Source organism: Actinomadura rudentiformis, from assembly GCF_008923185.1.
In the GTDB taxonomy this organism is placed as follows: domain Bacteria; phylum Actinomycetota; class Actinomycetes; order Streptosporangiales; family Streptosporangiaceae; genus Spirillospora; species Spirillospora rudentiformis.
The window spans coordinates 1-18961 of record NZ_WBMT01000001.1; the positions used below are offsets into that span (position 1 = coordinate 1).

General features: G+C 71.9%; 16 protein-coding genes and 1 rRNA gene. 7 read left to right on the top strand and 10 right to left on the bottom strand.

All coding sequences use genetic code 11. From position 1 onward, the window contains the following. The first annotated feature begins 184 nt into the window (after positions 1–184). Positions 185–301, top strand: a 5S ribosomal RNA gene (gene rrf, locus F8566_RS00005). 39 nt (positions 302–340) lie between these two features. On the opposite strand, the gene F8566_RS50735 is transcribed toward rrf, so the two are convergent. The 7 genes from F8566_RS50735 to mhpA form a co-directional block, all read right to left on the bottom strand. Continuing rightward, on the bottom strand, positions 341–1693 hold the full coding sequence (locus F8566_RS50735; RefSeq protein ID WP_225992709.1) for an amidohydrolase family protein: 1353 nt from the start codon (positions 1691–1693) through the stop codon (positions 341–343). Continuing rightward, positions 1690–1851, bottom strand: coding sequence for a hypothetical protein (locus tag F8566_RS49565; RefSeq protein WP_192809429.1), 162 nt, complete (start codon positions 1849–1851; stop codon positions 1690–1692). The genes F8566_RS50735 and F8566_RS49565 overlap by 4 nt, the downstream gene beginning before the upstream one ends. Continuing rightward, complete coding sequence (locus F8566_RS00020; RefSeq protein ID WP_151556696.1) at positions 1848–3554, bottom strand: AMP-binding protein; 1707 nt, start codon at positions 3552–3554, stop codon at positions 1848–1850. Before F8566_RS00020 ends, F8566_RS49565 begins: the two co-directional genes overlap by 4 nt. Continuing rightward, on the bottom strand, positions 3551–4462 hold the full coding sequence (locus F8566_RS00025) for a VOC family protein (protein WP_151556698.1): 912 nt from the start codon (positions 4460–4462) through the stop codon (positions 3551–3553). Before F8566_RS00025 ends, F8566_RS00020 begins: the two co-directional genes overlap by 4 nt. Position 4463: 1 nt before the next feature. Continuing rightward, positions 4464–5324 (bottom strand): fumarylacetoacetate hydrolase family protein, encoded by an 861-nt coding sequence (locus F8566_RS00030; protein WP_151556700.1) that lies wholly within the window; start codon positions 5322–5324, stop codon positions 4464–4466. A 115-nt stretch (positions 5325–5439) separates the two neighbouring features. Then, the gene (locus F8566_RS00035; RefSeq protein WP_151556702.1) at positions 5440–6708 is read right to left on the bottom strand and encodes a PucR family transcriptional regulator; all 1269 of its coding nucleotides are present in this window, start codon (positions 6706–6708) and stop codon (positions 5440–5442) included. Next, positions 6705–8222: a bifunctional 3-(3-hydroxy-phenyl)propionate/3-hydroxycinnamic acid hydroxylase MhpA gene (gene mhpA / locus F8566_RS00040; RefSeq protein ID WP_151556704.1), complete on the bottom strand. Its 1518-nt coding sequence runs from the start codon at positions 8220–8222 to the stop codon at positions 6705–6707. Before mhpA ends, F8566_RS00035 begins: the two co-directional genes overlap by 4 nt. A gap of 189 nt (positions 8223–8411) precedes the next feature. Here mhpA and F8566_RS52120 point away from each other — a divergent pair, with 189 nt between their 5' ends. After that, positions 8412–8534, top strand: coding sequence for a hypothetical protein (locus F8566_RS52120; RefSeq protein ID WP_264159272.1), 123 nt, complete (start codon positions 8412–8414; stop codon positions 8532–8534). A 53-nt stretch (positions 8535–8587) separates the two neighbouring features. Here the strand turns inward: F8566_RS52120 and F8566_RS00045 are convergent, their stop codons facing one another. Continuing rightward, complete coding sequence (locus F8566_RS00045) at positions 8588–9196, bottom strand: TetR/AcrR family transcriptional regulator (protein WP_151556706.1); 609 nt, start codon at positions 9194–9196, stop codon at positions 8588–8590. A gap of 83 nt (positions 9197–9279) precedes the next feature. Between F8566_RS00045 and F8566_RS00050 the strand changes: the two genes are divergently transcribed. From F8566_RS00050 to F8566_RS00070, 5 genes are all read left to right on the top strand, one after another. Further along, on the top strand, positions 9280–11094 hold the full coding sequence (locus F8566_RS00050) for an acyclic terpene utilization AtuA family protein (protein ID WP_151556708.1): 1815 nt from the start codon (positions 9280–9282) through the stop codon (positions 11092–11094). Further along, a complete protein-coding gene (locus F8566_RS00055) occupies positions 11091–12683 on the top strand; it encodes an acyl-CoA carboxylase subunit beta (protein WP_151556710.1) in 1593 nt (530 codons plus the stop codon). The genes F8566_RS00050 and F8566_RS00055 overlap by 4 nt, the downstream gene beginning before the upstream one ends. A 17-nt stretch (positions 12684–12700) precedes the next feature. Then, the gene (locus F8566_RS00060; protein WP_151557828.1) at positions 12701–14674 is read left to right on the top strand and encodes an acetyl/propionyl/methylcrotonyl-CoA carboxylase subunit alpha; all 1974 of its coding nucleotides are present in this window, start codon (positions 12701–12703) and stop codon (positions 14672–14674) included. Beyond that, positions 14671–15825: an acyl-CoA dehydrogenase family protein gene (locus F8566_RS00065; RefSeq protein WP_151556712.1), complete on the top strand. Its 1155-nt coding sequence runs from the start codon at positions 14671–14673 to the stop codon at positions 15823–15825. Before F8566_RS00060 ends, F8566_RS00065 begins: the two co-directional genes overlap by 4 nt. Positions 15826–15959: 134 nt before the next feature. After that, positions 15960–17174, top strand: a complete 1215-nt coding sequence (locus F8566_RS00070) for an RDD family protein (protein ID WP_151556714.1) — start codon at positions 15960–15962, stop codon at positions 17172–17174. Here the strand turns inward: F8566_RS00070 and F8566_RS00075 are convergent. Continuing rightward, entirely contained in the window at positions 17171–17758 is a 588-nt protein-coding gene (locus F8566_RS00075) for an AAA family ATPase (RefSeq protein ID WP_151556716.1), read from the bottom strand. The two genes, F8566_RS00070 and F8566_RS00075, sit on opposite strands and share 4 nt — an antisense overlap. After that, a complete protein-coding gene (locus F8566_RS00080) occupies positions 17755–18813 on the bottom strand; it encodes an enolase C-terminal domain-like protein (RefSeq protein WP_151556718.1) in 1059 nt (352 codons plus the stop codon). The genes F8566_RS00075 and F8566_RS00080 overlap by 4 nt, the downstream gene beginning before the upstream one ends. Between the last annotated feature and the right edge of the window lie 148 nt (positions 18814–18961).

Here is an 18961-nt window from a genome sequence, read left to right on the forward strand (position 1 = left end):
ACTGGTACTAATAGGCCGAGTGGCTTGAACACACACAACGTTCAAACCAATCGCTGCACGATGTTCGCGTCCCTGTGTGGTTCCCAGAAAACAAACGGGAACCGCGACAACACAACTCTATATTTCTGAGCCTTGGCTCGGACGACGAGTTTGCCGGCCCCTGTTTGGGGTTGTGCGTTGGTCGTTCGGTGGTTATGGCGAAGGGGAAACACCCGGTCCCATCCCGAACCCGGAAGTTAAGCCCTTCAGCGCCGATGGTACTGCACGGGAGACTGTGTGGGAGAGTAGGACACCGCCGGACACATATTAAGAAAGGCCCCGCCTCACGGCGGGGCCTTTCTCATTTCCGGAGACGATAACGAAGCCAGACGATCCCGTCGTCGAAAGTCTGGCTGGCGATGCGCTCCAAACGCTTCGTGGTGAGCGACTGCGTTCCGTACCAGGGCTTGCGTTCCTCGGACCCGGCCAGCAGCGGATGCACGAGAAGACTGACCTCGTCGATGAGCGAGCCCTGTAGCAAGGCGCCGGTAAGGGCGCCTCCGCTGTCCACTCGGACGACGTTGACGCCTCCCAGATCGTTGATCGACGTCAATGCGGCGTTGAGGTCGACGCGTTCGCGGCCGATGACGAGCTCGCGGACTGCACGGCCCGGCGGCCGCGGCGGGGTCTTCTCGGCGTGCAGGGCGAGTACGTCGGACCAGTGGCCGGCTTCGCGGAGGGCGTCCCATCCCCGCACTCGGCCCTGGCCGTCGACGACGATCAGCAGAGGGCCGTCCTCGGCGGGACCGGGGCGAGGGGCGTTCGCGAGCGCCTCCTCCTGGGCGAGGATGGTGTCGGCTCCTGTGAGCGTGACGTCCTCGTCCCAGCGTGCCGCCAGTTCGTAGAAGAGACCGATGTTCGGCTGGAAGCCTGTCGTAGAGCCGTCGAGGGACACGGCCACGTGGACCACCACATAGGGCCGTCCCGATGGCGTGCCGGTGGTGATGGGTGACATGGCACCCAAGGTAGGACGGGAGTCGGACGGTTTGTCCTGCTGTGGCCGATCAGGTGGTCGACGTCGGCCTTTCGCGGTCGAGGATCTGGTCGAGGGCCGCGGTGAGGGCGCGGTCGGGCTCGACGACAGGGCCGTGTCGAAGTAGAAACCGGCCAGGTCGTCCAGGACCGTGCCCGGATCGCGGCCCGTCTCGGCGAACAGGCTGACCGCCAGCCGGCGCGCCGCGTACGGCACGAAGCCGCCCGCGTGGGACAGGACGAAACGCATGCGCGGGAACCGGCGCGGCACGTCATGGCGCACGAGGTTGTACGCCGCGCGGGTGGTGTCCAGGAGGAAGTCGGCGGCGAACGGCCGGATGCCGACCGCCGGAGGCCCGGGCAGCTCGGCGGGGTGCACGAACACCACCGCACCGCGCCCGTCGAGTTCGGCCATGAGCGGGTCGAACGCCGGATCGCCCAGATAGACGCCGCGGCTGTTGGCCAGCAGCACCACCCCGTCGGCCGACAGCTCGTCCAGCGCGTGCGCCGCCGCCGCGACGGCGCCGTCCACGTCGGGCAGCGTGAGCGTCGCGAACAGCCCGAACCGGTGCGGGTGGTCCTTGACCAGCTCGGCGCCGAACTCGTTGACCTCCCGTGCCGCCGCGGCCGCCTCCCGGTCGTCGCCGAGGTGCACGCCCGGCGTGCTCAGCGACAGGATCACGGTCGCGATGCCTGCCGGCCATGAGCTCCAAAGGCCATGGCCGGGCTCCATCCCGGTAGGTCGCGGACGCCGGGCGCGGTGATCCCGTGACGCCGCAGCCGGTCGGCGTCGGCGGCGGGCACCAGGTGCTGGTGAACGTCGATACGGCCACCGGTCATGGGCCCTCCTCGGTCATCCGGCGAACGGCGTCCGCGACGAGCGCGGGCTTGAAGATCTTGCCGATGGACGTCGTCGGCAGCTCGTCCACGATGTGGACGGCCTTGGGTGCCGCGGCGGGTTCGGGTGCGCGCTCGCGGGCCCAGGCCAGCAGTTCGTCCGCGCCGATCCGCGCCGACGCCGTCACATACGCGACGGGCACCTCACCGGCGTGGTCGTCGGGCCGCCCGACGACGGCGGCGCCGGTGACGAGGGGGTGCGCCAGCAGCGACTCCTCGACGGGCCGGGGGTCGATGTTGTGCCCGCCGCGGATGATGAGGTCCTTGGCGCGTCCGGTCAGGTAGACGTAGCCGTCGGCGTCCACCCTCCCGAGGTCGCCGGTCAGCAGCCAGCCGTCGACGACCTTGCCGCCGCGGTCGGGGCCGCCGGGCCCGAGATACCCGGGGAAGACCGCGGGTCCGCTGATGGCGAGCACGCCCGTCTCGCCGGGAGCGCAGTCGCCGGTGGGACGCTCGTCGGCGTCCACCCGCACCGCCTTGATCTGCTGGTAGGGCAGCCGGAGGCCGACCGAGCCCGCCCGCGGCGCGAACGCCGGGGTGGCGGCGCTCGCGCACGTCGCCTCGGTCAGCCCGTATCCCTCCAGCATCGGCACCTTCGCGTCCGACTCGAAGCCCGAACGCACCCGCTGCGGCAGGGGCGCCGCGCCCACCGCCCCGGCCCGCAGGCTGGAGATGTCGACGCCGTCCGGCACGAGCGGCAGCGCCGCGTACACCGTCGGCACCGCGGAGAACGAGGTGACGCGGAAGTGCTCGACGATCCGCCAGAAGTCCGCCATGAGCGCGCGGTCACGGTAGCCGAGCGGGCCGAGGCTGACCACAGGCCTGCCGTGCATGAACGGTCCGAGGCCGGTGACGTGCACCGCGTTCACGTGGAAGAGCGGCAGGCCCGCGAGCGCCACGGAGTCGCCGAGGAACGCGCCCGTGCAGCCGAGCGCCCACGCCATGTAGACCTCCATGGCGTGCGTGTGCGGGGCCACCTTGGGCGTTCCGGTCGTCCCGCCCGTGTGGAAGTAGGCGGCGAAGTCGTCCGGCCGCGGCCGGTGCCCAGTCAGCAGCCGGTCACCCGGTTGATCTCCCGCGAGCCGCGCGAGGTCGCCGATGTCGAGGACGGCGCGGACGGCGGGGAGCCGTTCGGCGACGCGCCGGGCCTTGCCGGCCAGCTGCGGGACCGTGATGACGACGCGCGCGCCGGTGAGCGCGAGGATGTCGGTGATGTGGTCCTCGGCGAGCAGCGGGTTCACGGGGTTGGCGATGCCGATCGCCTGGGCGCCGAGCAGGGCCGCGTACGCCCAGCCCGAGTTGGGCAGCAGCAGGCCGACGGGCTCGCCCGGCCGCAGCCCGGACGCCAGGAGGGCGTTGGCGGCCTGGTGAACGTGGCGCAGCAGGTCGCCGTACGTCCACGTGTCCGGCTCGGACCAGCGCCGGCCGTTCTCCCCGAGCAGGTGAAGGGCGGTTGCGCCGCAGTGCGCGTCGGCCGCACGCGAGAGCAGCTCGTACGTGCTCGGCGGAAGGTCGCGGTCGGCGAGCGGGACCCGCTCGACCAGTGGCAGGTCCTCGGGACCGAAGACGAGGGGCCGGTCGCCCTGGGTGTGGTGAGGCTGAGTGGGGTGAGGCTGCGGGTGGTGATTGGTGTGTTCGGGGGTCATGAGCTGTGCGTTCCCGCCATGAGGGCCGCCAGGTCCTCGGGTTCGATGAACGAGGGCGGCACGGGCGGGCCCCAGTCGTAGAGGGCGCGCATGTCGGTGAAGGCCTCCGGTTTCCAGAGGGCCTCGTCGACGATGCAGTCCAGGTCGCTGTAGTACTCGGAGAAGTTGCCCGCCGGGTCCTTCAGGTACCAGAAGAAGTTGGAGCCGATGTGGTGCCGGCCGAGCCCCCAGACATGCCGCTCGGGATGCCCTTCGAGCATGCGGTGCGCGCCACGGCCGATCTCGTCGACGTCCTCTACCTCCCAGGAGGTGTGGTGCAGGAACGGGACGGGCGCGGGCTGCACGAGCACGTTGTGGTGGTCGGTCGAGCAGCGCATGAACGCCGCGATGCCTGGTACCTCGTCGCTGACCTTCAGGCCGAGGCCCTCGGTGAACAAGCGCAGGCTCGCCTCGTGGTCGGTCGACCCCACGACGACGTGCCCGAGCTTGCGGGGCCGCACGGGCTCGTCGCGCAGGACGCCGGGCGCCCGGCCGTTCGGCCGCGACACGCGCCCGGGACCGTTGTAGACCGGCGGCGGCTCCTCCGGCCGGACGATCCGGCCGGCGACCTCTACCCGCACCCGCACCGCCGTGCCGGGGTCGGTGACGGTGCCGCCGGCGTCAAGGGCGAGGCCGAGCCGGGCGAGCGCGGAACCGATCCGGTCCAGGTCGTCCGGGTCGTCCACCCCGATGCCCAGCTCGACCAGCCGGCGTGTGGGGGAGTGGACGACGCGCAGTTGCTCGCCGCCGTCCACTGTGGCGAAGATGCCCGGTCCGGCGGGGGTGAGGCCGAAGTCGGTGTAGTACGCGGCGGTCTCGGCGACGTTCGGGACGCCGATGGTGATGGTCGTCAGCCGGTGCAGTGGCATGTCAGGCCTCCACGAACGAGGTGCGGAGCGTGCCGACACCCTCGACGAAGCTCTCCAGGCGGTCGCCGGGGGCCAGGAAACGCGGGGGAGTGCGGGTGCCGCCGATCCCGGCCGGTGTCCCGGTGAAGATCGCGTCGCCGGGCAGCAGCGGGGCGACCGCCGACAACACCTCCAGCAGCTGCGGGACGCTGAAGATCATGTCCTTGGTGCGGGCGTGCTGCATGCGCTCGCCGTTCAGGTCGCAGCCGATCTCCAGGTCATCGGGGTCGCCGAACTCGTCCGGCGTCACCAGCCAGGGTCCCATCGGCCCGAACCCGGGATAGGACTTGCCGAGCGAGTACTGCTGCGGCTGGGGCGGGGCGAGCTGGGTCAGCCGCTCCGACAGGTCCTGGCCGACGGTGACGCCCGCGACGTGATCCCAGGCGTCCTCGGCGGCCACCCCGGCGGCGCGGCGGCCGATGACCACGACCAGTTCGGTCTCCCAGTCGGTCAGGCCGTCCTTCGGGAGCGCGACGCGCGCGTCCTGGCCGGTCAGGCAGGTCACGAACTTGGTGAACACCGGCGGCCGGTCAGGCCGGTCGCCGACGTCGATCCCGGACTCCTCGGCGTGGTCGCGGTAGTTCACCCCGATGGCGAAGATCTGCCGGGGTGCCGGGGCGGGAGCGCGCAGGCGTGCCTGGTCGTACGGGACGGCCGCGGCGGACGGCGCGCCGGGAGCCCAGTCGCGCAGCTCGTCCCACACCTCGTACAACGCCTGCGGGTCGGCGGGGAACCGCCCGCCGCCGGCCTCGGCGATGTCGATCGCTCCGCCGCCGTCGTCGGCGAGCAGCACCGCCCGCCCGGAGAGGTTGGCAACACGCATGGATCCGGCCCTTCGTCCTCGGCTACTGGAGCTACAAGGCCGATTCAACGATGCCAGCGCGGACACCGCTTGGGCCCGCAGCCCAAAGACCGGACGCGGCTTGGGCTCAGCCGGATCAGGGCAGGGTGCGGACGATCTCCAGCGCCATCCGGAGCTCCAGCAGGTCACCCGGCAGCGGCGCGCCGAGGAGCTCCTCGGCGCGCTTGACCCGGTAGGTCACGGTGTTGCGGGCGACATGCAGCAGCCCGGCGGCGACCTGCGGGCTGCGTCCGCACGCCAGGTAGACGCGCAAGGTCTCGCGCAGCTCCGCGGCCCGTTCGTCCGCCCCGTACAGGCCGCCGAGCGTCTCCTGCGCGAACCACCGGGCCTGCTCGGTGTCCGCCGTGAGCAGCGCGCCCACCCGCAGATCGGCGAAACACGCCGGCCCACCGCCACCCGGCATCACCCGCTTGGCCTCCAGCGCCCCCAGATGGCTGCGCCGGAAGCCCTCGACGCCGTGCGCGACCGGACCAGCGGCGATGCGCAGCCCGTCCGGTACGGCGAGCCGTTCGCGCAGCGCCCGTTCGGCGGCCCCCGGCTCGGGCCGGGCCGGCCAGCCGGTCCACGCCCACAGCTGCGCGGTCCCGGCGGGGATGGTGAGCACACCGTCCCCGCCCGCCGCCCTCGCCGCGTCGACCGCCAGCCGGTGCAGCTCTTCGGCCGGTGTCTCCAGCGCGTCGGCGTTGACCACGAACGCCAGGTGATGCCGGGTGAGGTCGTATCCGAGCGTCCGGCTCGCGGCCTCGGCCGTCACGCTCCGGGCCGCCACGACGTCCTCGACCACCCGCCGCCGCGCCGCCTCGGTGCTCGACCGCCACCGGTCGCGTTCGGCGATGTACTCCTCGGCCATCCGGCTGGCGTGCACGTCGGCGTAGGCGAACAGCAGGTCGCTGAGCCGGTGGTGCTCGGCCAGGCGCACCGGCTCGGGCTCGGCGTCGACCGCGTCGAGCAGGGCCCGGTGCAGGAGCGCGTGGCCGAGCCGCACGCCGCGCAGCACCCGGTCGAGCGGCACACCGCGGCGGACCAGGTCGGCGTTGCCCTGCACGGTCTCCTCGGGGACCGTGCTCCCGTCGGGTATCGCGTCGAGACGGAGCCCGACCAGCGCCGCCAGCACGGCCGCCTCCACCGAGCGCCGGAACGTCTCGTACGGCGCCGGTCCGCCGCCGTACTCGGGGATCTGCCGGACGATCTCCTCGGCCATCATGCGGGCGGTCTGCCCCGCCCAGCCGATCGGCCCGTCCCCGAGGTTGTCGCGGGCGATCGCGACGGTCACCGGGGAGGCGATCGGCGGGCCCTGGGGCTCGGTGGCCCGCAGCCGCAGCAGCCATCCGCCCGTCTCGTTCACCCCGGTGATCCTCCTCCGCCGAGCGCGGCGCGCAGGTCGCGGACCAGTCCGCCGAGTCCGCCGAGAGCGCCCGGGCCCGCCGCGCCGAACACCTGGAAGTCCGGCCGGACCACCATCGCCGTGCAGCCCGCCCCCGCCAGGAACGCCCGATAGGTGCCGTCCACGTCGAAGGTGTCGTCGAGCCGTATCGCCCGTACTCCGAGTCTGGCACAAAAGGCCAGCTCATCGTCCTTGAGGGCGGCCTGCGGATCGTCCACGGCGAGCGCGGCGAAGCGGCCCGTTCCCACCACCTCGTCGAAGAGCCCGACCCTCCCGTTCCAGGCGACCCGCCCCTGCGGGCACAGCCGCCCGCCCAGACCATCGGCCCGGATGAGCCCGCTCGCCAGCGGAAACCCCGGCAGGTCGGTGATCACCATGCCGCCGCCGTCGGCGTTCAGCTCCTTGTCCCGTACGGCCGCGGCCGCCGCGTCCGGCACACAGATGATCTTCCCGAGCTCGATGGACGTCTCGATGACCGCCCGCACGTGCCCGCCGCGTTCAGCGCCGTAGGTGTCGAGCAGCGCGGGACCGGCGTGCCCGTTGATCACCAGGTCGAGCTTCCAGGCCAGGTTGGCGGCGTCGCGGATGCCCGCGCACAACCCCTGCCCGGCGAACGGGGGCATACGATGCGCGGCGTCCCCGGCGATCAGGACGCGCCCGTCGCGCCAGCGATCGACCCAGGCGGCCTGGAACGTGTAGACGGCGTGACGTTCCAGCGCGGCGTCCGCAGGGGTGAGGCCGAACGGGGCGAGCAACGCCCACGCGACCTCCGGCCGGTTGAGATCCTCCTTGCGTTCATCCGGCAGGCACATGAACTCGAACCGGCGCCGCCCTGGCCCGCCCGACACCACGGTGGTGGGCCGCGCCGGATCGCAGATCTGCAGGTTGACCGGCTTCCAACGGCGTTCGGTGACGAGATCGACGACCAGCCAGTCATAGAAGAAGCCGAGATCGGTGACCGCGGTGTCCATGAACGAACGAACCGTACTGCCCGCCCCATCACAACCGGCGACGTATCGGGCGTGGACGGCCTCGCCGGTGTCCAGCGTCAGCGTCGCCCGTTCGGGCGTCTGCGCGACCCCCGTCACGCGCACGCCGCGCCGTACGGTCACGTCCAGCTCGCGGGCTCGTTCGGCGAGCAGGGCCTCCAGCGCGGGCTGGCTGAACATGCTGGTCCGCGGCCAGCCGGAAGGGCCCGGCGTATCCCATTCGAAGCGAAGCAGCACCTGACCCGACGCGTTCTGCCATTCGTACTCGTCCGCCGGTTCGCTGATGTCGCCGAGCCGGTCGCCCAGGCCCGCCGCCGCCAGCAGCCGCGCCACCTCGTCATCGAACGTGACGGCCCGCGGCAGCCCGTACGCCGCCGCCTGACGTTCAACGATCACGACCCGGTGCCCGCGCATGGCGAGCGACACCGCCGTCATCAGCCCCACCGGCCCGCAGCCGACGACGGCGACATCCCAGATTTCACCCATGCCAGCAGTGAAATCGCGGGCGGGGAAGGCCGCTTGGGCTCCGGGCCCAAACACACGCCCCGCTTTGCGTCCCACGCCTGAACGGCTCCGGCCCTCTTGGCAATCACCCCTGAGTGAAGCGACATTAGGACCATGGGGCGACGAGGCAGGAGCGGGCTGCGACGCAAATGGCGACGATGGCTGGACCGCGTGAGCGCTGACGCCGACCGTGATCTGAGAGCCCGCATGGAGGCCCGCAGGGAGGAGGTACGCGCCCAGGTGTACGCCCGCCCGAAGCCGAAAGACTGGAACCGCTACCACAGCCCCGACTGACCACCCCGCCTGAAGTCCAGCGCCGCAACAGCGCGCCGTAGTGGCCAGGTGCGTCAGCGGCCCAAGGCCATGTCGAGGGTCGTGGCCCACTGCCGCAGGAGCCGCTCGCGGCGGGCGGAGTCGTCGGTCAGCAGGTCGGCGAGGCCGAGCCCGCGGACGAGGTCGAGGGTGGCCTGGACGGTCTCCCGGACGCCGGGGACGCTCTCGTCCACGCCTAGCGCCTCCACGGTCAGGCGGTGGGCCTCGCGGCCGAAGCGGGCCTCCATCGGGACGACCTGGGCGCGCAGCTGCTCGTCGGAGCTGGCCGCCACCCACAGCTGCAACGCGGCCCGGAAGAGCGGGCTGGTGTACATCTCGCCGAGGAGCGTCAGGACCTCCAGCGTGGAGGGCCGCTCGTCGGCGAGGCTGTAGAGCCGTTCGCGGACCCGGTCGACGCGGACGTCCGAGCCGTACTCTACGGCGGCGGTGACCAGCTCCTCGCGGGTGCGGAAGTGGTGCTGGGCGGCGCCTCGCGAGACGCCGGCGCGTTTGGCCACCACGGCCACGGTCGTGCCGGTCCAGCCCACCGACGCCAGGCAGTCGATGGCCGCCTCGAGGAGCCGCTGCCGGGTGGCCCGGCTGCGATCCTGCTGGGGCTCGCGGGGGATTGCCTGCGTGGTCATCCCGTTCAGTCAACCAAATGATCGGCCCAGAAAACAATCAAGCGCGATTGATTTTTTTGGGCGGGACTGGCAGTGTTCGGGGCATGAGCCAACCGTTGCGGATCGGCAACGCCTCGGGCTTCTACGGCGACCGCTTCTCCGCGGTGCGGGAGATGCTGGAAGGCGGCCGGCTCGACGTCGTGACCGGCGATTATCTCGCCGAGCTGACCATGCTGATCCTCGGCCGGAGCAAGCTCAAGGATCCCGGCGGCGGTTACGCCACCACGTTCCTCCGGCAGATGGAGGACGCGCTCGGCCTGGCCGCCGACCGCGGCACGAAGATCGTCACGAACGCGGGAGGCCTCAACCCGCGCGGCCTGGCCGCCCGGCTGCGCGAGCTCGCCGAACGCCTCGGCATCGACGTGGAGATCGCCCACGTCGAGGGAGACGACCTGCTGCCGCGCGCCGAGGAGCTGGGATTCGCCGACACCCGCTACGGGCGGCCGCTGACCGCGAACGCCTATCTCGGGGCCTGGGGCATCGCCGAGTGCCTCAAGGCCGGGGCCGACGTCGTCGTCACCGGCCGCGTCACCGACGCCTCGCTCGTCGTCGGCCCGGCGGCGGCCCATCACGGCTGGGCGCGCGACGACTGGGACGCCCTGGCCGGAGCCACGGCGGCCGGGCACGTGCTGGAATGCGGCGCGCAGGCGACCGGCGGCAACTACGCGTTCTTCCAAGAAATCTACAACGTAAAGCCACTGGGCTTTCCGCTCGCCGAGATCCACGCCGACGGTTCCAGCGTCATCACCAAGCACGAAGGCACCGGCGGCGCGGTGACGACCGAGACGGTCATGGCCCAGCTGCTGTACGAGATCGGTGGCCCCGCCTATCTCGGGCCCGACGTGACGACCCGCTTCGACACGATCGAGCTGAACCAGGACGGGCCGGACCGCGTCCGCCTGAGCGGGACCAAGGGCTCCCCTCCGCCCGCCACCACCAAGGTCTGCCTCAACCACCTCGGCGGCAACCGCAACGAGATGACGTTCGTGCTCACCGGCCTGGACATCGAGGCTAAGGCCGAGCTCGCCAAGGCTCAGCTGGAGGCCGCCTTCGGCGACGACCGTCCCGCGCAGGTGGAATGGACGCTGATCGGCACCGCCCGGCCCGACCCCGCCACCCAGGGGGAGGCCACGGCCCTCCTGCGCTGCGCCGTTTTGGACCCCGACCCGGACAAGGTCGGCCGCCCCTTCAGCAGTGCCGTCGTGGAGCTGGCCCTGGCCGGATACCCCGGCTTCACGATGACCTCCCCACCGGGCAAGGGCAGCCCGTACGGCGTCTACAAACCCGCCTTCGTCCCGAACGAGGAGATCGAGCACATCGCCGTCCTCCCCGACGGCACTCAGATCCCCGTCCGCCCGGCATCGATGGTCGCACCGCCGGCCGCGACCTCGGAAGTCGATGAAAAACAGCCCCCACCCGCCCAGGGGGGCGACCCCAATGACATTGTCGAACGCGCGGGCGGCCGTGAGGAAGGCCCGCAGCGAACTGTGGATAACCTCCCGTCCATTCCCGCCCTTCGGACGTCGTTGGGACGGGTCGCCGGGGCGCGCAGCGGGGACAAAGGCGGTGACGCCAACATCGGCGTGTGGGCCCGGACGGACGCGCAGTGGCGCTGGTTGGAGACCTTCCTTACCGTCGAGCGGCTGCACGAGCTGCTGCCGGTGACCTCCGCGCACTCCGTCACCCGGCACGTCCTGCCCAACCTCAGGGCGGTCAACTTCGTCGTCGAAGGGCTGCTCCAGGAGGGCGTATCCGCATCGACCCGATTCGACCCGCAGGGCAAGGCGCTCGGGGAGTGGCTGCGAGCCCGTCTCGTGGACGTTCCGGAGGCGATCCTGACCACGGAGGCAATCCTTTGACCCTCAAGAGCACGCTCGACCCGCGGAGCCCGGAGTACCGGGAGCGGCGCGAGGCCATGCTGGCCAAGCTCGCGGACCTGGAGGCCGAGCACGCCAAGGCGCTGGCGGGCGGCGGCGAGAAGTACGTCACCCGGCACCGCAAGCGCGGCAAGCTGCTGGCACGCGAGCGGATCGAGCTGCTGCTCGATCCCGACTCGCCGTTCCTGGAGCTCAGCCCGCTGGCGGCGTGGGGGAGCGACTTCCCGGTCGGCGCCAGCGTGGTCACCGGCATCGGGATCGTCGAGGGCGTCGAGTGCATGATCGTGGCGAACGACCCGACCGTGCGGGGTGGGTCCAGCAACCCGTGGACGGTCAAGAAGAGCTTCCGGGCCTCCGACATCGCCCTGGAGAACCGGCTCCCGGTGATCAATCTGGTGGAGTCGGGCGGCGCCGATCTGCCCACCCAGAAGGAGATCTTCATCCCGGGCGGGCGGATGTTCCGGGACCTGACGAGGCTCTCGGCCGCGGGCATCCCGACGATCGCGCTGGTGTTCGGCAACTCCACGGCGGGCGGCGCCTACATCCCGGGCATGTGCGACCACGTCGTCATGGTCAAGGAGCGGGCGAAGGTCTTCCTGGGTGGCCCTCCGCTGGTGAAGATGGCCACCGGCGAGGAGGCCGACGACGAGGAGCTCGGCGGCGCCGAGATGCACGCGCGCACCTCTGGCCTGGCCGACTACATGGCCGTGGACGAGGCGGACGCGCTGCGGCTCGGCCGGCAGATCGTCAAGCGGCTCAACCACCGCAAGCTCGGCCCCGAGCCGGGCCCGGTGGAGGAGCCGCGGTACGACGCGGAGGAGCTCGCGGGCATCGTGCCCGAAGACCTCAAGACCCCGTTCGACCCGCGCGAGGTCATCGCCCGGATCGTGGACGGCTCGGAGTTCGACGAGTTCAAGCCGCTGTACGGCACGAGCCTGGTGACGGGGTGGGCCCGCCTGCACGGCTACCCGGTCGGGATTCTCGCGAACGCGCAGGGCGTGCTGTTCAGCGCGGAGGCGCAGAAGGCCGCGCAGTTCATCCAGCTCGCCAACCAGAGCGCCACGCCGCTGATCTTCCTGCACAACACGACCGGCTACATGGTCGGCAAGGAGTACGAGCAGGCCGGGATCATCAAGCACGGCGCACTCATGATCAACGCGGTCGCCAACAGCACGGTGCCGCATCTCTCGCTGGTCATGGGCGCCTCGTACGGCGCGGGCAACTACGGCATGTGCGGCCGCGCGTACGACCCGAGGTTCCTGTTCACCTGGCCGAGCGCCAAGTCCGCGGTCATGGGTCCGCAGCAGCTCGCCGGGGTGTTGTCGATCGTCGCCCGTGCCGCCGCCGAAGCCCGCGGGCAGGTGTACGACGAGGAGGGGAACAGGGCGATGCGCGAGATGGTCGAGTCGCAGATCGAGGCCGAGTCGCTGCCGTTCTTCCTGTCCGGCCGGCTGTACGACGACGGCGTGATCGACCCGCGTGACACCCGTACCGTCCTCGGCCTGTGCCTGTCGGTGATCCACAACGCGCCCGTCTCCGGAGCCGCGGGCTTCGGCGTCTTCCGGATGTGAGCGAGCAGCCCATGACCATGATCGACAAACTGCTGGTGGCGAACCGCGGCGAGATCGCCCGGCGCGTCTTCCGCACCTGCCGCGACCTCGGCGCCGGCACGGTCGCGGTGTTCTCCGACGCCGACGAGCACGCACCGCACGCCGCCGATGCCGATGCCGCCGTCCGGCTCGCCGGTGTCGCGCCCGCTGACACCTACCTGCGCGGCGATCTCATCATCGACGCCGCGAGGACCGCGGGCGCCGACGCGGTCCACCCCGGCTACGGCTTCCTCTCCGAGAACGCCGGGTTCGCGCGTTCGGTGATCGAGGCCGGGCTGACCTGGGTCGGGCCGCCGCCCGCCGCCATCGAGGCGATGGGCTCGAAGATCGAGGCCAAGAAGCTGATGGCGTCCGCCGGCGTGCCGGTGCTGCCCGAGCTCGACCCGGACGCCGTGACCGGGACCGACCTGCCGATCCTGGTGAAGGCCTCGTCGGGCGGCGGCGGGCGCGGGATGCGCGCCGTACGGACGCTCGCGGAGCTGCCGGAGGCCGTGGCGGCCGCGCGGCGAGAGGCCCAGTCCGCGTTCGGTGACCCGGCCGTCTTCTGCGAACCGCTGCTGGAGAACGCGCGGCACATCGAGGTCCAGATCCTCGCCGACCGGCACGGCACGGTGTGGGCGCTGGGCGAACGCGAGTGCTCCGTCCAGCGCCGCCACCAGAAGATCATCGAAGAGGCGCCGTCTCCGGCGGTGAGCCCTGACCTGCGCGCCGAGCTGTGCGCGGCCGCCGTGAACGCGGCCAAGGCCATCGGGTACGAGGGCGCGGGCACCGTGGAGTTCATGCTCGCCCGCGACGGCCGCTTCTTCTTCCTTGAGGTCAACACCCGCCTCCAGGTGGAGCACCCCGTCACCGAATGCGTCTACGGCCTCGACCTGGTCCGGCTGCAACTGGAGATCGCCGAAGGTGCGCAGCTGCCCGCCGAGCCACCGGCGCCGAGCGGCCACGCGATCGAGGTGCGCCTGTACGCGGAGGATCCCGCAGCCGAATGGAGGCCGGGTAGCGGGACGCTCCACACGTTCGAGGTGCCGGGCGTCGACGCCGCGTTCACCGTCCCGGAGTCCTACGGCCTGCGGCTGGACAGCGGCGTCGAGAGCGGCAGCGAGGTCGGGATCCACTACGACCCGATGCTCGCCAAGGTGATCGCCTGGGGCCCGACCCGTACGGCCGCCGCACGGCGGCTGCGCGCGGCGCTCACCGGCGCGCGCGTCCACGGCGTGACCACCAACCGCGATCTGCTCGCCCGGATCATGGCCGAGCCCGCGTTCCTCCAAGGCGAGACCCACACCGGCTATCTCGACGAGATCGGCCTGGGCGTGCTCGCCGCTCCGCTGGCCGGTGAACGGGCCGTACGGCTGTCCGCGCTGGCCGCCGCCCTCGCCGACGCCGCCGTCAACCGAGCGGCCGCCCGCGTACAGGGCGGACTCCCGTCCGGCTGGCGCAATCTGCCCTCGCAGTTTCAGCACAAGTCGTACGAGGGACCGGACGGCACGATCGAGGTGTCCTACCGGCTCACCCGCGACGGCCTCGTCGCCGAGGGGCACGACGGCGTTCACCTGACCGCCGCGACGCCCGCCGAGGTCACGCTGGACGTCGACGGCGTCCGCCGCGCCTTCGCGATCCGTACCGCCGGAGACGGCAGAGTGTTCGTCGACTCCGGCTTCGGGCCCGTGACGCTGCGCGCGCTGCCTCGTTTCGCGGACCCGAGCGACCTGGTCGCGCCCGGCTCGCTGCTGGCTCCGATGCCCGGCACGGTCGTCCGGATCGCGACCGAGCAGGGCGCCGCCGTGGCGGACGGGCAGACGCTGCTCGTGCTGGAGGCCATGAAGATGGAGCACCGCATCGCCGCCCCGGCAGGCGGCATCGTCGCCGAACTGAACGTCAGCGCGGGACAGCAGGTCGAGGCCGGAGCGGTCCTCGCCGTCATCACCGAATCCGAAGGGAACCCCGCGTGAGCTTCATCGAGACCGAGGAACGTCAGGCGCTGCGTGCCGCCGTAGCCGGGCTCGGCGCCAAGTACGGCCCGTCCTACTACGTGGCGAAGGCCAAGAACGGCGGCAAGACCGACGAGCTGTGGACCGAAGCGGGCCGGCTCGGCTATCTGGGCGTCAACGTGCCCGAGGAGTACGGCGGCGGGGGCGGCGGCATCGGCGACCTCGCGGCGGTGTGCGAGGAGCTGGCCGCGGCCGGCTGCCCGCTGCTGCTGATGGTCGTCTCGCCGGCCATCTGCGCCACGATCATCGCCCGGTCCGGCACCGAGGAGCAGAAGAAGCACTGGCTGCCGCGGTTCGCCGACGGCTCGGTCAAGATGGCGTTCGCCATCACCGAGCCCGACGCGGGCTCCAACTCGCACCGGATCACGACCACCGCGCGCCGCGACGGCGACGGTTGGACATTGAACGGGCAGAAGACGTTCATCTCCGGGGTGGACGAGGCGGACGCGGTGCTGTTCGTCGGCCGCAGCCAGGACCAGAAGGGCTCGCTGCGCCCGTCGCTGTTCATCGTGCCGACCGACGCGCCCGGCTTCACCTCCACGCCCATCGAGATGGAGATCGTGTCGCCGGAGAAGCAGTTCATCTGCCACCTCGACGACGTGCGGCTGCCGTACGACGCGCTCGTCGGCGACGAGGACGGCGGGCTGCTGCAGCTGTTCGCCGGGCTCAACCCCGAGCGCATCATGGCCACCGCCATGGCCGCCGGCATCGGCCGCTACGCGCTGGACAAGTCGATCGCGTACGCCAAGGACCGGCAGGTCTTCAAGACGCCGATCGGCGCCCACCAGGGCATCGCGCACCCGCTCGCGCAGGCCAAGATAGAGCTGGAACTGGCGCGGCTCATGGGCCAGAAAGCGGCCTGGCTGTACGACGAGGGCGACGACATGGGCGCGGGCGAGGCCGCCAACATGGCCAAGTACGCCGCCGGTGAGGCCGCCGTCCGCGTCGTCGACCAGGCGATCCAGACCCACGGCGGCAACGGCCTCACCACCGAGTACGGCGTGGGCATGCTGGCCGGTGCCGTCCGCCTCATGCGCATCGCCCCCGTGAGCCGCGAGATGATCCTCAACTTCGTCGCCCAGCACTCCCTGGGCCTGCCCAAGTCTTACTAACGGGGTTGTAGGTTGCGGCCGGCTGACAGGAGTTGCCGGGAGTCCCTAAGATTCGGGGGGTTTTCACCGTCCTGATCGCGTCAACGTGACTAAGGGGCATCCCTGTGCACGGCCCTCCGCCACCGTCGTTCCCCGTGCCCGACCCACCGCTCCCCATCCCCGACGGATCACCCCCGCCCGCCACGGCGGACGCCCGCGCCGCCGCCGCGCCGCGCGGCAGACGGCTCCTGGCATGGTCGATCGACACCGGCCTGCTCATCGTCGTGGCCGTGCTGCTCGGGGGCATGACCTGGGGGCGGCTGCACGCGTACGTGGCCCAGGACCTGCCGTCCAAGGCGTTGTCGGCCACCGGCGCACTCCTGTTCTCGGGTGGGAACGTCGAGAAGGCCGCGACCGAGTTCGGCGCGGGCGTGTGGGACACGTTCGTCAGCAACATCGAGCAGGCTCTCCTGCTTCTCGTCCTTGCCGAGCTGCTTCACCAGACACTGGGGCTCGCGCTGGGCGGACGCACGATCGGCAAGGCCGCGATGGACCTTCGCGTCCGCCATGCCGGCGACGACGCCAAGCCCGGCAAGGCGCGTTCCGTCAAGCGCGCCCTGGTGACCACCGCATCGGGCACCGGTCTCTATGCGCTGTCCTGGGTGCTGCTCCTCGAAGGGCTGTACCTCTTCGCGGTCCTGTTGTGGCTCATCGCGGTGGCGGCCTTCCTGGCCAACAGCGCGCCCGCCCTCATCGGCTCGCGGCGGCGTACGTTCGCCGACCTGGCGGCCGGCACGGTGGTCGAGCGCGCGCACAGCTACGAGAGGGCCGTGGCGGCGGCGCGGCAGGGTGCCGTACGTGCCTGGGACGGCGCTCAGAACGCGGGTCAGATCGCTCGCGAGAACGCGACTCGGGTCGTCCAAGCCGAGCGGGTTCAGCAGGCGATGGAATCCGACCGGGCCCGGAGGGTCCAGGAGCTGGGGCGCCGCGCCGGGCAGCAGTCGGCCGACAAAGTGCGTGAGGCCGCGGCAAGCGAACGCGTACAGCAGGTGCAGGACGCGGGCAAGCGCCTGGGCGGCCGCATCAAGGGCGCCTACCAGGACCGGCGGGCAGGCGGGTCTCCCGAGCCGCAGCAAGCCGCAGTCCCGGCCCCGGGCGAGCAGCCCGCTCTGCCTCCGCCGCAGCCGTCCTACGGCCAGCCCGAGTGGGCAGCAAACGACTTCTCCTACCAGACGCCCTACGTGCAGCCCGGAAGCGAGCCTGCCCACCAGGCGCCCTATGCGCAGCCGGAAAGCGACCCTTTCCGCCAGGCGCCTTACGCGCAGCAGCCGTATTCGCCGCCACCCGAGCCGCCGTCGCAAACGCCTTAGAGGCCCGAGACCTGGGCCTCCAGGGGAGTGGCCGCTGTCAGGCGGTTGTCGATCGCGATGTGGGGCACCGGTGGTGCCTGGCCAGGGCGCATGCGTTCGATGAACGTGTCGAACGCGGCGAGCTTGCCGCTGTCGCGCGGGAGGCCGCGTTCGGTGAGCCGGTGCCGGAGCGTCGCGGCGTCGGTGTGGATCCAGACCAGCCGGACCGGATCGCCGCCCAGCGCCGCGGTCCACTCCCGCCACCGGCCGGGGGAGTGGATCTGGCCGGTGAACGGGCCGCTGAGCATGACCGGGCAGCCGTGGGACCGGATCTCACGGGCCGTGGCGGCCAGCCCCTCGTACTCGTGCCGCTTGACGTGCTCGTCGTACCACGGACCCTCACGTTCGCCCAGGTCACGTCCGTACGCCGACAGGGTCGCGGCGACGAACGAGCCGTAGAGGGTGTCCTTGTCGAGCAGGGCGGGCACCGGGCGCAGCCGCGCCAGCAGCAGCCGGCAGACGGTCGACTTGCCCGAGCCCGGCGGCCCGGCGACGACCCATACCGTGCCGGGCTCCACCGGTCCAGACGGCGCCGTGCCGCTCATGCGTGGAGGCGCACCTTGCGGCTCGCCAGCCGGGCGATGCGTTCCTCGTCGATCTGGTGGCCGAGCCCCGGCTGCGTCAGCGGCACCCCCACCACGCCGCCGGACGAGCGGACCGGCGGGGTGACGAACGCGGGCCCGCCCGCCGGATCGGACACATCGCTCGGCAGATCGCAGCCGGGCAGCGCGGCGAGCGCCACCGCAGCGGCCTGGCCGATGCCGAAGGGGCCGGAGCCGGTGCACCAGACCTCCCAGCCCGCCGCGTACGCGCGGTCGTGGGCGCCACGAGCCGCCGTCAGCCCGCCGAGGCGGCCGAGCCGCAGATTGAGCGCGCGCCCCGCCTCCAGCGAGATCGCGGCGTCGAGAGTGTCGATGTCGCCGATGTCGGGCGCGACCGCGGTCTCGATCAGACGTTGCAGCCGCGCGTGCGACACCAGGTCGCCGGCGGGGAAGGGCCGTTCGATCGCCAGCACGCCATAGGCGTCGAGCCCCTCCAGCACCGCCATGTGCTCGGCGGACTCGCGGTAGGCGTTCCCGGCGTCGACGATCAAGGCCAGCGCCGGGTAGGCCTCGCGGATGAGCCGTACCGGCTCGATGTCCCAGCCGGGCCGCACGCTCACGGTGACGCGGGTGTGACCGGCGCCGACGGCACGGTTGACGCGGGAGACCACGGTCTCCAGAACGGGCTCCGGGCTGATCCGGGCTCCCGTCACGATCGAGGTGCGGGTGCCGCCCAGCGCATGGGCCAGCGGCATGCCCTTGGCCCGGCACCACAGGTCCCAGCAGGCGACGTCGATCGCCGCCGCGGCCGGGCGGTCACCCAGCTCGGCGGCCGCCGAGACGTCCTCGGGGCGTTCCCACTCCAGGCCGATCAGCGCCGGGCCCATGCGCTCGGCGATGTCGGCCCAGATCGAATCCGGCGTCCCGGCGCCGGACAGCACCGCCTCCCCCCAGCCCACCGCGCCGTCGTCGGCGGTGAGCCGCACGAGAATGCTCTCCGGCCGCTGCCCGCGCGGCAACGCCGCCCGGAAGGCATCGCAGCCCTGGATCTGAGGCACCCGCGCCCGCCCTTCGCCTCGGAGAAGTCGTCCCTCCCATGATCCCCCCTCCGGGGACTTGGGAAGACAACCCGGACGCGACGGACCCGCCGGGCGAACGAGACCCCCCGCTGCCGCCAGGCGGCGCCAGCCGACCGTAACGGGCGCC

What these genes read in the sequence shown, in the direction of transcription:
- F8566_RS49565 (WP_192809429.1), bottom strand. Translation starts at nt 1,851, where the DNA reads ATGACCGGTGGCCGTATCGACGTTCACCAGCACCTGGTGCCCGCCGCC.
- F8566_RS00020 (WP_151556696.1), bottom strand. Translation starts at nt 3,554, where the DNA reads ATGACCCCCGAACACACCAATCACCACCCGCAGCCTCACCCCACTCAG.
- F8566_RS00025 (WP_151556698.1), bottom strand. Translation starts at nt 4,462, where the DNA reads ATGCCACTGCACCGGCTGACGACCATCACCATCGGCGTCCCGAACGTC.
- F8566_RS00030 (WP_151556700.1), bottom strand. Translation starts at nt 5,324, where the DNA reads ATGCGTGTTGCCAACCTCTCCGGGCGGGCGGTGCTGCTCGCCGACGAC.
- mhpA (WP_151556704.1), bottom strand. Translation starts at nt 8,222, where the DNA reads ATGGGTGAAATCTGGGATGTCGCCGTCGTCGGCTGCGGGCCGGTGGGG.
- F8566_RS00045 (WP_151556706.1), bottom strand. Translation starts at nt 9,196, where the DNA reads ATGACCACGCAGGCAATCCCCCGCGAGCCCCAGCAGGATCGCAGCCGG.
- F8566_RS00050 (WP_151556708.1), top strand. Translation starts at nt 9,280, where the DNA reads ATGAGCCAACCGTTGCGGATCGGCAACGCCTCGGGCTTCTACGGCGAC.
- F8566_RS00060 (WP_151557828.1), top strand. Translation starts at nt 12,701, where the DNA reads ATGATCGACAAACTGCTGGTGGCGAACCGCGGCGAGATCGCCCGGCGC.
- F8566_RS00075 (WP_151556716.1), bottom strand. Translation starts at nt 17,758, where the DNA reads ATGAGCGGCACGGCGCCGTCTGGACCGGTGGAGCCCGGCACGGTATGG.